This is a genomic window from Chryseobacterium scophthalmum (assembly GCF_900143185.1).
In the GTDB taxonomy this organism is placed as follows: Bacteria; Bacteroidota; Bacteroidia; order Flavobacteriales; family Weeksellaceae; genus Chryseobacterium; species Chryseobacterium scophthalmum.
This window is the reverse complement of record NZ_FSRQ01000004.1, coordinates 85,532-98,673: the sequence shown is the minus strand read 5'-3', so window position 1 is coordinate 98,673 and position 13,142 is coordinate 85,532. Positions and strand designations below refer to the sequence as shown.

Genomic DNA, 13,142 nt, shown 5'->3' with positions numbered 1-13,142 from the left:
TTTTATCTCACATTCCCTAAAATATCCGGGAAATATTTATCTGAAAGATGCTCAAACTCATCACCTCGCATAAACATACTTGCATCAACTTCTTCATAAGAGCTTCTTCCTGCAGCAGCAATCAACTCGTTACACGTATGTAAAGTATTTTTGTGGAAATGATATACTCTTTCTGCTTTATCAGTCACATCAAGCCCTTTAATCAACATTTTATCTTGCGTCGCTACACCCGTCGGACAATTGTTGTTATTACATCTCAAAGCCTGAATACAGCCAAGAGAAAACATAAATCCTCGTGCATTATTACACATGTCTGCTCCCATTGCAACCGCTCGCAAAATATCTAAACTTGTCAATACTTTTCCGCTGGCTATTACGCGTAATTTATTTCTAAGATTATAATTTCTTAGTGTACGATTTACAAATATTAAAGCAGGTTCTAAAGGCATCCCTACTCCATCAGAAAACTCTGGTGGCGCAGCTCCGGTTCCTCCTTCTGCTCCGTCGATGGTAATAAAATCAGGATAAATTTTCAGAACATTCATCTGAACGCAAATATCTTCAAACTCTTTGGTATCACCAATACAAAGCTTAAAACCAACAGGTTTTCCACCAGAAAGTTCTCTTAACTGCTGTACAAACCTCAACAATCCTGCAGCATCAGAAAAAGATGAATGCGAAGGCGGAGAAATAATAGTAAGACCGGGTTGTACGTGGCGTATTTTAGCAATTTCGGGAGTGTTTTTCACACCCGGTAAAACTCCACCATGACCAGGTTTTGCACCTTGAGATAATTTAATCTCAATCATTTTTACACTTGGAAGAGTAGAATATTTTGTGAATAATTCAGGATTAAATTTTCCTTCATCATCTCTACAGCCGAAATATCCGGTTCCTATTTGCCAGCATAAATCTCCTCCTTCTAAATGGTGAGGTGAGATCCCTCCTTCTCCTGTATTATGATAAAAATTCCCTTTTTTTGCCCCTTTATTTAACGAAATTTGAGCTCTGTCACTCAATGCACCAAAACTCATTGCTGAAATATTAAACAACGAAGCATGATAAGGCTGAGTACACTGCTCACCTCCTACCCAAACTCTCGGAAGTTCTTCTTTTGGAGATTTAGCATAAATAGAATGCTTAATTCCTTCATATTTTCTATGATTTACTTCTAACTGAGTTCCAAAAGGAACGGTGTCGCTAATATTTTTTGAACGTCTATACACTGCAGAACGTTGGTTTCTGGGAAATGGTTTTCCGTCTGTTTCTCTTTCAATGAAATACTGCTGCATTTCAGGTGAAATACCTTCAAAAAAATACCTGAAATATCCCAAAACAGGAAAATTCCTCAGAATTGCGTGTTTTGATTGGTAAGAATTATAAACTCCTAATGCGTAAATTGCTGTTAACAGCGTAGGAATCCAATAATGTGCTTTGATCAGTAACGCCACAACCCATGTTGCAGCTACCAATACAATTCCCCAAGATAAGAACTTATCTCTCATAAGAATATAGATTTAAAACGTTAAAGAATAAATTTAGTGGAAATATAGCAAACAGACTATGCTTTTGCTAAAAAACTTTCGTAAGACGATTGCACAGAAACCGTGCCATCTGACAGGATTTTTTCTAAATTTAGAAATTCAATTTGATTTACTGAAGCCTGGTCAAAATCTTTTTGCACCCTCACATAGTTTTCTGTGAAGCCGTACATTTTGCCGTCTTTATTTTCGTGCTCCCAAAGAACGGGAAGCGTCTTTCCTAATTGAGTCTGATAAAATGCCATTTTTTTCTTTTCAGAAAGAATTCTAAGCATTTTATTACGTTTTTTTCTTTCCGGAATCGGAACAACACCCTGCATTCCTGCCGCTTCAGTATTTTCTCTTTCAGAATAAGTAAATACATGAAGATATGAAATAGGGAGTTCATTCAGGAAGTTATACGTTTCCATGAATAATTCTTCGGTTTCACCAGGGAAACCAACAATAACATCTACACCAATTGCCGCATCGGGCATTACTTCGCGGATTTTATTAACCCTGTCGTTATACAATTTGGTAAGATAACGACGCTTCATTTTTTTCAGCAATTCATCACTTCCCGATTGCAAAGGGATATGAAAATGCGGTACAAAACTCTTGCTTTTAGAAACCAATTCGATGCTTTCATCTTTCAAAAGATTAGGCTCAATAGAAGAAATACGGATTCTTTCAATTCCTTCAACTTGATTAAGTTCAGAAATTAAATCTAAAAAAGTATGTTCGTGTCTTTTATTTCCAAACTCACCTTTACCGTAATCACCGATATTCACACCTGTTAAAACAATTTCTTTGATGTCTCTTTCGGCAATTTCTCTGGCGTTTTTCAATACATTTTCGATAGTATCTGAACGGGAAATACCTCTTGCTAAAGGAATTGTACAGTACGTACATTTGTAATCACAACCATCCTGAACTTTCAAAAAAGCTCTGGTTCTGTCACCAATGGAATAACTTCCGATAAAAAAATCAGTTTCTTCGATTTCACATGAATGAACAACACCTTCGCTTTCAGATTTTTCTAAATCGTCGAGATAGCTTAAAATATTGAATTTTTCTTTGGCTCCAAGAACCAAATCTACCCCCGTGATTTGTGAAATTTCTTCAGGTTTCAGCTGTGCATAACATCCAACAATTACGACCAGACCTTCAGGATTGGCTTTCATTGCTCTTTTTACGTGAAGTTTACATTCACGGTCGGCGTTTTCGGTAACCGAACAAGTATTGATTACATAAATATCTGCTCTATCATCAAAACTTACCTTATCATAACCTGCATCTGTTAATTGACGGGCAATAGTAGATGTTTCCGCAAAGTTTAATTTGCAGCCAAGAGTATGAAATGCGGCAGTTCTATGAAAGTGAGACATTTATTTTCCTGAATTTTGTGGGTGCAAAGATAATCAATTTAATATGAATTTTAAATTGATTTGGTCTATAGTTTATAATCGTCTCTTACATCAGGACTATTTGCAAAACAAACAGAAGATGAATTTTGAATCTCTGCCTCATCACTTTTTTGTAAATCTTTGATACACTGTTCTCTTATCTCCCAAATTTCATCCAGACTGTAAGAAAGATTTTCATCAGAAAGCCAATTTTCAAGAAAACGTTTATGAAACAAAACTTTTTCGGTCATAATTTCATTGTATTCTATCTTCTTTTCAACCAGTAATTTATTTTTAAATTGTGAATATTCCGAATTAGGTTTTGTAAAATCAAAATATTCATCATCAATTTTGAGATAATTGTGAGCTTCGGGAATATAATTTAAATTAAACTTGTCTAAAGTATTTTTAATTTTAAAAGTATATTCCGCATCCATTTTAAAAATCCCGAGAATTAATTTCACATTCGACTGATGATTTTCAAGTGCCAATTTTCTCAGTGCCGCATGTTTTGTACTGCAAGTTCCACCCAAGTCATCAAAAATACATTTAATGTTATTTTTATCTGAATTCCTTTTGTATGGCAATTCTGAAACATATTTGCAGGCAGAAGGAAAATCTAAAATATTCTTATTTAAAAACTCCTCCGAAATAATCCCTTTATTTTTATTTATGGCGAAATTCTTCATTTTTCAGAGAATTTATCTTTCATTTCATTATTAAAATCCTGAGATTTATTTCTTGCAATAGAAAGCGTTTTCCAGTCTTCATTTTTCATCATTTTAGCAATAAAAACAATCTGACCGATATGATAAGGATAATGTGCCAATTGTCTGAAAACCGCATCAATCACCGAATGCGCCTCGTTTCTTATATAAATTTTTGAATATAAATTTTCATCATTAATTTGACTCAAAGCATCAAAAAGACAACTCCAGCCTTTTTCCCAATAGTCTAAAACCTCATCTTTCGATTTAAAAGTATTTACGAATTCTTCATCACGGTTTCTCCAGGATTTTTCACCATCCTCCGTTAAAAAATTCGTCCATCTCGACAGCATGTTTCCTGCAACATGCTTCACAATCACCGCAATGGAATTACTTTCTTCATTGAACTGCCAGAAAATCTGCTCATCTGAAAGTTGTGCAAATGATTTGTCGCCGAGCATTTTATAGTATTCAAATCTTTTAATAAATAGATCTTTCATGATAAATGTTTAATATTTTATTTAAAACCAATTTAAGATTTTTCACGTATATAAATGTAAATTGCAACCTATGAATTGTAAGATTAGCCATTTTATGCAGGATTTGAATTCCTTAAACATTGAAAAGCTTGAAAAATGGTTTACTGATGAAACTGTGATTTGGATTCCGCCTACAAAAGAAATTTCAGGGAAAAGCAGAATCTTAGCACTATTCAGAGCTATTTTCAGAAGATACGAAAAGATCGAATGGAGTGTTTCCGAAATTTTCAATCTGGGAAATAACAAATATTTTTACCAAACCAACTCTTTAGGCAACATATCCGGAAAAGGAAGTTATGCCAATGAGATCTGTACCATCATACAATTTTCAGAATGCGGAAAAATACTTTATCTCTCTGATTACTTTAAAGATACAAAGGTTTTTAATTAACAAAAGCCATCTTTCGCAAGATGGCTTTTGTCATATTTAATCATTTCTAATTATTCTCTGTTTTTCAACAATACCCAACCTGAGTATTTAATTGGTGTTCCTTTTTTGTCATTTTCATTCCATGACACAGAATACCAATAATTTCCGGTAGGAACTTTTTTATTACCTGCAGTTCCGTCCCATTTATAATTATTCATTTTATCTGCTTGGAAAATTTTATTTCCGTATCTATCAAAAACATTGAAGATCAAATTCTGTTTGTTTGCCAAAGCAGAATAATCTATCACATCATTGATGCCGTCTCCGTTTGGAGTGATAACATTCACCAGATTTGGAACAACAATTCCGATTTCTATTGGTTCACAATCGTAAGCATCTTTCACGTAGATTTTGTGATCTCCTCTTTTTATATTCGTAAATACGTTAGAATCTTGCCAAGCGATACCATCCATTGAATATTGGTAAGGAGCTTTTCCTCCATTTACATTAATTGTTATAGTCGTATTAGAAATATCAACACTTGTAATAACCGGTTGTTCTGAAGAATATACTTTTACGTTTTGCAGAATGATACAATCTCCGGTTTTTAATTTCACCCAATACGTTCCAACTCCCACATTAGAAATAGTTTGCGTAGTTGCACCTGTACTCCACTCATAGCCATCAAAGCCTGCTCCTGCATCCAAAGTGGTTTTGTCTTCAATACAAATTGTTTTATCTTTTAAAACCGTAGAGTACACTGGAGGAATTACTTCTAATTTAATTTTTGCAATACCATAACATCCGTTTCCGTCTATAACTCTTACATAAACCACTCCATTTGGAGAAATATAGTTTGTGAAGTTTGAAATTTCGTTAGTTCCATTCGTTGCATCGGTAAGAAATGGATAATATTTTTTTGTAGTTCCTGTCTGAGCCGTCACTGAAGCTGTTGTAAGATTAAAAGAAGCCGTTTTAAGATTGACATCAAATGTACAAGCTCTCAAAGTAGCATCATTCACTACAACTTCCGGGTAGAAACGTAAAGTAATTACTGCATAATCTGAACAACCGTCTGTTGTTTTCACATAAGCATAAACAACTCCTTCTGCAGAAACATATTGACTAGGATTGGCAATTTGCCCTGTTCCTGCATTTAGATTTGCCAATGTAGGATAATAAGTTATTGTAACATTTGTACCTCCAAAAACATTCGCTGTGGTTAAGTTAAATGTTCCCTGACCTTTTTTATTATTGTTACATGCAAAAATTGTTGCGTCATTCGCTGTAATATTTCCTAATTTAAATTTAAAAGCACCGATTTGTCGGCAAGAATTAAGTGCATTATTAGGGCTCGCTGGATCTTGATAATGAATACTATAATAATAAGTTGTTGTTGTATTCACAATTAAAGGAGCAGTAATAGGACTTGCTCCCGAAAGCGCATCATTCTGTGATGTATGATAAGTAACAATAAAATTTGGGTTTCCGTTTAAGATTCCTGGAGTAAGTGTACTGAAATCAAACAAAGCGGGACTTGAACAAATAAGAATCTCACGTGGGTTATTCGGGTTAGCCGCAGGAATTCCTGGTGGTACAAATGGATTTGGCTGTAAAACAGGATCCGTAAAAGGAGAAGCTAAAGTAGCCGTTCCACCCCAAGTTAGAGAAAAAGGAGCTGTTGTACTTCCACCTGCACCAACCCAGTTATCTAAATATAAATAATATGTTTCTCCTGCAACTACATCTAAATACCGACAATAAGGAGTAGGAGAACCTCCCGCAGCACTTAATATCGTGCTCGTCATATTCAATCCTGTGGAAGCACCCACTCCTATTACCGTTGCTGCATTACATCGAATAGGCGCACCTAAACTTGCGCATGTAACATTTGGCCCATACATCGCCCAATCATAATCTGCATTGGGATTGGTAGGGACCAAATCAAAAGTAAGTGTACCACCGGTTGCAATCGTTAATTTATACCATATTGAATTGTGTTCTCCTTCTGTGAGACAGCCACCCAATGTTTCATCAACCAAGCCAATTCCAGTGGGATTGTACGTAATATTAGAATTTCCACAAACAGCTAAAGCAGTAGAACAATCTGCCTGTGAATAAAAACTTTGTGAAATACAAAAAAGAATGAATAGTAGAGTTTTTTTCATATCTAATTGATTATTAGTTAAAGTATATCAAATATAACTAAATTTAATTAATCTCACCAAATAATGACAAAAACAAAATATTTATTAATAAAACAAGAACCAAATTAAATTATTCACACTCATTCATTAAAACTATTTAATACTAGTCATATTTCCACAAAGGTTTTCAAGGTGAAAAATCTTATGAAAAGGGCTTTTTACCTCAGCTAAATGTTCCCTGTCTTGAATGAAGGTATATCGCGATGCAATAGAATTCATATCTGAAACAATAACCAGCCAACATTCATCAACAGAAGTATCATAATATGGAAACTTTTCGTTCTTTTTTTCGATCAGTTCAATGATTTTCTCAGAGCATAATTCATCAAAAAGGCTCATATTATATTCATACGTAATAAAAACATTTCTGCGGTGAGAAGATTTTCTGATGTTTTTTACACAGCCAACAGGTTTTCCTTTTTTAATGCTTTTGTAAATATTTAAAATAATTTCCTGCTGATGTTCCAGAGAATCAAACTTAATATTTGTATGAAATTCTAAAAAATAAACACCACGATATTTCGTAGTGTCTTCTTGTTCGAGTAATATTTCTGCCTGACGGAAAATCTTATTTAAGTTACTTTCCACCTTTTTCATTTCAAGATGATTGATCACTTCCGTTAATTCTATTCCTATCTTTTTTTCGTTAAGAGTGGCAATAAAATCCGGACTTTCGCAGGTAAGATTTTCAAAGGTAACTTCCGGAAAATGGTGCATAAAAGAGTTAAGCAATAAAATTTCTGCTTTTTTCTTATATTTTTCACGGTCATGAAGTTTTGACTCATCAATTTTTCGATGATATTTTTCCATCGGCTTTTTCTTCAAATGCCGATTGAGATGATACAGGCTGAGATTTTTTATTAAATCTTCATCAGAAAATGCTCTTTTCATGTGTGGTCTTTTAAAAGTTAATAATGACACATGTTTTCACGGTTCAAACTGAAAGCTTTTGATAATCAAAAATTTACACTTAAAGGTAGTTAAAAATAAGATTCAAAAAGTCTCTTTTAAAATAATTTATCATATAATTAATACAGAGTTTGTTTTCTTAATCGATACCTTTACTTTGTTTAACACAAACAATGATTTTATGGATTTCAGAAATTTCAAAATACCCTTCAGTATCAATCCAAAATATGCTGAAAAAGTCGCTTATTTTTCAATGGAATTTGCTCTTGAGCAGGTTTTAAAAATATATTCCGGAGGTTTAGGTTTTTTAGCCGGATCTCACATGAGAAGTGCCTACAACCTTAATCAGGATCTTATCGGGATCGGAATTTTATGGAAATTCGGGTATTACGATCAGGCGAGAAATCATGATCAGACTTTACAACCAACGTGGACGAGAAAAATGTACAGTTTTCTTGAAGATACAGGTATAAAGTTTCAAATTGAAATCCACAGCGCTCCGGTTTGGGTGAAAGTTTGGTATCTTGATCCTGAAATTTTCAACACGGCACCGATGTTTTTTCTTTCCACAGATGTACCGGAAAACGATCACATCTCCAAAACAATTTGCCATAGACTTTACGACGCCAACGAATCTACAAAACTGGCACAGTACATTCTTCTTGGAAAAGGTGGTGCAAAACTTTTAGATGAAATGAATATCGACCGAGATGTTTATCATCTTAATGAAGCTCACGGACTTCCTGCTGCGTTTCATTTATTGAAAAAATACAACGGAGACATTCAGAAAGTAAAAGAAAAACTGGTTTTTACGACACACACTCCCGAAGAAGCCGGAAATGAAAAGCACAATCTTAAATTATGCTACGACATGTCTTATTTTTCAGGTTTAAGCATGGAAGAAGCAAAAAAACTTGAAGGTTCTGATGGTGAACTTTTCAACCATTCACTTTGTGCTTTGAAAATGGCAAGAATTGCAAATGGTGTTTCAAAGTTACATGGTGAAGTTTCCAGAGCGATGTGGAGTAAATATCCCGGAATCTGTGAAATCAAATCGATTACCAACGCTCAGGAATTTAAATATTGGGGCGACAAAGAACTTTACAATTCTAAAGACGAAAAAAACGATACTCTTTTCGATTACAGAAAGAAAATTTTAAAGAAAAGACTATTCAAAATTGTAGCCGATCAAAGCGGAAATTTATTTGATCCCAATATATTTACAATCGTTTGGGCGAGAAGGTTTGCGGGTTATAAAAGAGCAGATTTGCTTTTACAGGATAAAGAAAAATTCAGGAAACTACTCAACAATCCAAAATATCCGGTTCAGATTATTTGGGCAGGAAAACCTTATCCGATGGATTATTCTTCGATTTCCACATTCAATGTTCTGGTAGAGGAAAGTAAAAACCACAAAAATATGGCGGTTTTAACAGGATATGAATTGGCTTTAAGTAAATCTTTAAAACAAGGCTCAGATTTATGGTTAAATAATCCGAGGGTTCCAAGAGAAGCTTCAGGAACATCAGGAATGACCGCTGCAATGAACGGTTCTGTCAACCTTTCTACAGACGATGGCTGGATTCCGGAATTTGCAAAACATGGCGAAAATTCTTTCGTTGTTCCGAAAGCAGATTACATGAATATGAGTATTTATGAACAGGATCGATATGATTTCAACAAATTATATGAACTTCTTGAAAACGAAATTCTACCAATCTATTACGATCAACCTGATAAATGGCGAAAAATACAACAGAATTCTATGAAAGATGTAAAGCAAAATTTCAACAGCGATAGAATGGCAGACGAATATTACAGCATTTTATATAATCATAAAGCGTAATTTTAAAAAACTACATTTTGGGTTAATCCAAATAAAAATCGGTTTGAGTATTTCAAACCGATTTTTATTTTAGTCTTTTTTCTTTTTCTGCTTGGGAACTTTCAAACCAGCTTCTTTAGCCTCAGAAATACCGATTGCAACGGCTTGTTTTCTGTTAGTAACTTTTTCTCCCGAGGAAGATTTTAATTCACCTTCTTTAAACTCCTTCATCACTTTTCCTACTTTTTCCTGAGCTTTTTCAGAATATTTTGTCTTGCTCATGATATTTAAATTTTAAGATTTGGGTTTCGAAACACCGATTTCATAAACACAAGCATGTTTCAGATATTTTGATCGTTCTCTTGAAGTTACCGATTCTAAATGATCATTTTTAATAACGATGATTGGGTCTTCTGTGTTTTCAATTTCAAAATTCGCAAAATATCTTTCTTCAGGACCCGTTTTATCCATGCTTGCTTTTATCTTCTGAAGTTCACCTGCATATTGTTTAAAACCGGGATCAGAAGAATGTATAAATTTATATTCAGGACCTGCTTCTACAAAATAATGGAGTTTTTTCTCAATAATTCCTGCTTCATTAGTAATCTGCGGATTATCATTTCCATCTTTAAAAGCTATCTCTACTAATTCTCCGCCTTCTTTTTGTACATAATTTTCAGCTTCATTAAAGTTTGAAAATCCTGTAATTACTACTTGATCTTTTAGATCATAACGATTAAGTTTTTTATTAGTTTCCATAATTATTTTTCTTTGATTATAAAATATATTCAATTCTTTTGCCAAAACATTACAACAAAAGCTTTTTCTTATCAGATTAATAAAATTATTATCTTTGAAATTCTTTAAATTAAGCAATGAAAAAATTCTTACTTACCCTTACTGTTATTGCGGCATTTCAAAATGCTACGTCACAGGAAATCACTTTAGACAAAATATATTCAGGATACTACCGTGGCAAAGGCATTGCCGGAATTGCATCTATGAAAAACGGTGAAAATTATTTGGTCATCGAGCAAGGCGGAATTGCAAAATATTCTTACAAAACTTCTCAGAAAGAAGGAAATCTGGTTGATGGAAATTTTGAGAGCTATGAATTTTCTGATGATGAATCTAAAATACTTTTGTTAAAAGAAAGTCAGCCTATTTACAGGCATTCTTTTTTAGGTGTTTATGATGTTAAAGATTTGAAATCTGGTAAGATTTTAAGTTTAAATGATGGAAAACCAGTACAGGAACCGAGATTTTCTCCAGATGCTAGCAAAATTGCTTTCATTGTTGATAATAATTTATTTTATCAGGATTTAAATTCAGGAAAAATCACTCAGATTACAGAACATGGTTTAAAAAATAAAGTTTTGAATGGTTTAGCAGACTGGGTGTATGAAGAAGAATTTGGACATGCAAGATTATATGAATGGACAAAAAACTCTGCAGACATTTTATTTGTAAAATTGGTTGAAACTGATGTTCCGGAAATTTACATTCCTATCTACGGAAAGTCACTTTACCCTACCGAAATGCGTTATAAATACCCGAAAGCGGGAGAAAAAAACTCTGTTGCAACAGCACATATTTATCATTTAGCAGACGGAAAAAAGACAAAAGTAAATCTTGACAATTTTAAAAACTATTACATTCCAAACGTTATTCAGACCGCGAATGCAGATGAAATTGTTTTGATTACTTCACAAAGAACGCAAAATGCGTCTGATATTTTGAAAGTAAATACCAAAACAGGTGAAGCAAAAAAACTGTTTACAGAAACTGATGACAAGTGGATCGATACAGACAATGTAACGTTAGAATTCCTTGAAGACAACAGTTTTCTTTGGGCTTCAGAAAGAGATGGTTTCCGTCATTTGTATTGGTTTGACAAAGATGGAAAGCTGAAAAAACAAGTTACAAAAGGAAATTGGGAAGTGACAGAATATTACGGTTACAATCCTAAATCTCAGGAAATTTTCGTTCAGACTACAGAAAAAGGAAGCATCAACAAAGTGGTTTCTAAAATCAATATTCAGAATGGAAAATCGCAGCTGATTTCTAATGCGGAAGGAAACAATGCCGCAAACTTCAGCAAAAATTATAATTATTTCATTGAAACTTCTTCTACAGCAGCAAAACCTTACACTTTTGTTTTGAAAGACGGTAACGGAAAGCAGTTGAGAGAACTTCAGAATAATGACGATCAGCTTAAAAAATTACAGTCAGATAATTTTTCAGTAAAAGAATTTATTACGATTCCAAATGCTGCGGGAGATCAGATGAATGCCTGGATTATTAAGCCTAAAAACTTTGATCCAAATAAAAAATACCCGTTATTTATGTACCAATATTCTGGTCCTGGTTCTCAACAGGTTTCCAATTCTTGGGACAACGGAAATGCACTTTGGTTTGAAATGTTGGCTCAAAAAGGATACATCATTGCTTGTGTAGACGGACGTGGAACTGGTTATAAAGGGGCTAAATTCAAGAAAGTAACGTATAAGAATTTAGGTAAATATGAGATTGAAGATCAAATTGTTGCAGCAAAATGGTTAGGAAATCAAAAATATATCGATAAAACAAGAATCGGAATCTTCGGATGGAGCTTTGGAGGATATATGGCAAGTTTGGCAATGACAAAAGGTGCCGATGTTTTCAAAGCAGGAATCGCTGTTGCACCGGTTACCAACTGGAGATATTATGATTCTGTTTACACCGAAAGATTTTTATTAACTCCACAGGAAAATCCTGCAGGTTACGATGATAATTCACCTACAACTTATGCAAATTTGTTGAAAGGTAAATTCTTATTGATCCACGGAACAGCCGATGACAACGTACATTTCCAAAATTCTATGGAATTTTCTGAAGCTTTAATCCAAAACAAAAAACAGTTTGAATTTATGGCTTATCCTGATAAAAACCACGGAATTTATGGTGGACAAACAAGACCACAACTGTACCAAAAAATGACAGATTTTATTTTGGAAAATCTTTAAGATTTTATCTGAATTAAATAATAAAAAAGATCCGAGTCTCACATAAGATTCGGATCTTTTATTTTCTCTCTTTCCACTGTTCAGGGTTTCTCGAAGTATGAAAAACAGAATATATTTCAATTAAATTTTTGTGTTCGTTGTAGAAATAATGAATGCCAAAGGGAAATTTTCTTAAATATTCTAAAATTTTCATATCTAACTTCACAGGCTAAAGGATTTACTGAAATGTATTTTACTTTTTCTTTGAAATCTTTTAAGAATACCCAAATTAGCTTTTTATCTTTTGTGTTATACCAATCGGCAATCTCCTTTAAATCAAAATCAGCATTCTGGGTAATAACGACTTTAGCTTTTTTCATTCAATAGTTTTTTCTCAAAACTTTCTATAAAATCATCAAAATCAAGAAGTGATTCAGGATTTTCTTTTGCATATTGCGCTCTTCTTCTTACCTCTTCTTTTTGCCATTCAGGAATATATACATCCTCTTCAATTGTTATAGAAATAGGTTTCTTTTTATATGCAGCTTTTATACTTTTTATCAAATCTTCATTAATTTCGTCGGCAGAGGATAAATGAAATATTGTATTCATAATTCGTTTTTATTTTACTCAAAGTTAATAAAATTCAAATATTGTTTTTAAAATTTTATATTT

The 13,142-nt window shown here is 33.5% G+C and carries 13 protein-coding genes; 3 read left to right on the top strand and 10 right to left on the bottom strand.

Annotation, left to right across the window (positions count from 1 at the left end):
- Positions 1-2: 2 nt before the first annotated feature.
- The 4 genes from BUR17_RS17110 to BUR17_RS17095 all read right to left on the bottom strand — a co-directional run bounded on the left by BUR17_RS17110 (position 3) and on the right by BUR17_RS17095 (position 4,133).
- Complete coding sequence (locus BUR17_RS17110; protein ID WP_074231807.1) at positions 3-1,505, bottom strand: FMN-binding glutamate synthase family protein; 1,503 nt, start codon at positions 1,503-1,505, stop codon at positions 3-5.
- A gap of 56 nt (positions 1,506-1,561) precedes the next feature.
- Complete coding sequence (gene mtaB, locus BUR17_RS17105; RefSeq protein WP_074231806.1) at positions 1,562-2,908, bottom strand: tRNA (N(6)-L-threonylcarbamoyladenosine(37)-C(2))-methylthiotransferase MtaB; 1,347 nt, start codon at positions 2,906-2,908, stop codon at positions 1,562-1,564.
- A 65-nt stretch (positions 2,909-2,973) separates the two neighbouring features.
- Positions 2,974-3,615 carry a hypothetical protein gene (locus BUR17_RS17100; RefSeq protein WP_074231805.1) on the bottom strand — a complete coding sequence of 214 codons (642 nt, stop codon included), beginning with the start codon at positions 3,613-3,615 and terminating at the stop codon, positions 2,974-2,976.
- Entirely contained in the window at positions 3,612-4,133 is a 522-nt protein-coding gene (locus tag BUR17_RS17095; RefSeq protein ID WP_074231804.1) for a DUF1572 domain-containing protein, read from the bottom strand. The genes BUR17_RS17100 and BUR17_RS17095 overlap by 4 nt, the downstream gene beginning before the upstream one ends.
- 70 nt (positions 4,134-4,203) lie before the next feature.
- On the opposite strand from BUR17_RS17095, the gene BUR17_RS17090 reads away from it, so the two are divergent.
- Complete coding sequence (locus BUR17_RS17090; RefSeq protein WP_084550735.1) at positions 4,204-4,563, top strand: nuclear transport factor 2 family protein; 360 nt, start codon at positions 4,204-4,206, stop codon at positions 4,561-4,563.
- A gap of 50 nt (positions 4,564-4,613) precedes the next feature.
- Here the strand turns inward: BUR17_RS17090 and BUR17_RS17085 are convergent, their stop codons facing one another.
- Both BUR17_RS17085 and BUR17_RS17080 read right to left on the bottom strand, forming a co-directional pair.
- Entirely contained in the window at positions 4,614-6,710 is a 2,097-nt protein-coding gene (locus tag BUR17_RS17085) for a T9SS type B sorting domain-containing protein (RefSeq protein WP_074231802.1), read from the bottom strand.
- A gap of 132 nt (positions 6,711-6,842) precedes the next feature.
- Positions 6,843-7,640: a hypothetical protein gene (locus BUR17_RS17080; RefSeq protein ID WP_074231801.1), complete on the bottom strand. Its 798-nt coding sequence runs from the start codon at positions 7,638-7,640 to the stop codon at positions 6,843-6,845.
- A gap of 199 nt (positions 7,641-7,839) precedes the next feature.
- On the opposite strand from BUR17_RS17080, the gene glgP reads away from it, so the two are divergent.
- Positions 7,840-9,504 (top strand): alpha-glucan family phosphorylase, encoded by a 1,665-nt coding sequence (gene glgP, locus BUR17_RS17075; RefSeq protein WP_074231800.1) that lies wholly within the window; start codon positions 7,840-7,842, stop codon positions 9,502-9,504.
- 69 nt (positions 9,505-9,573) lie between these two features.
- On the opposite strand, the gene BUR17_RS17070 is transcribed toward glgP, so the two are convergent.
- Together BUR17_RS17070 and BUR17_RS21085 are read right to left on the bottom strand one after the other, a co-directional pair.
- On the bottom strand, positions 9,574-9,765 hold the full coding sequence (locus BUR17_RS17070) for a DUF6496 domain-containing protein (protein ID WP_074231799.1): 192 nt from the start codon (positions 9,763-9,765) through the stop codon (positions 9,574-9,576).
- A gap of 12 nt (positions 9,766-9,777) precedes the next feature.
- The gene (locus BUR17_RS21085; RefSeq protein WP_074231919.1) at positions 9,778-10,242 is read right to left on the bottom strand and encodes a hypothetical protein; all 465 of its coding nucleotides are present in this window, start codon (positions 10,240-10,242) and stop codon (positions 9,778-9,780) included.
- A 116-nt stretch (positions 10,243-10,358) separates the two neighbouring features.
- Here BUR17_RS21085 and BUR17_RS17060 point away from each other — a divergent pair, with 116 nt between their 5' ends.
- Complete coding sequence (locus BUR17_RS17060; protein ID WP_074231798.1) at positions 10,359-12,488, top strand: S9 family peptidase; 2,130 nt, start codon at positions 10,359-10,361, stop codon at positions 12,486-12,488.
- 116 nt (positions 12,489-12,604) lie between these two features.
- Here BUR17_RS17060 and BUR17_RS17055 read toward each other — a convergent pair whose 3' ends face one another.
- Both BUR17_RS17055 and BUR17_RS17050 read right to left on the bottom strand, forming a co-directional pair.
- Complete coding sequence (locus tag BUR17_RS17055; RefSeq protein ID WP_074231797.1) at positions 12,605-12,847, bottom strand: hypothetical protein; 243 nt, start codon at positions 12,845-12,847, stop codon at positions 12,605-12,607.
- Entirely contained in the window at positions 12,834-13,079 is a 246-nt protein-coding gene (locus tag BUR17_RS17050; RefSeq protein WP_074231796.1) for a hypothetical protein, read from the bottom strand. The genes BUR17_RS17055 and BUR17_RS17050 overlap by 14 nt, the downstream gene beginning before the upstream one ends.
- Positions 13,080-13,142: the final 63 nt, after the last annotated feature.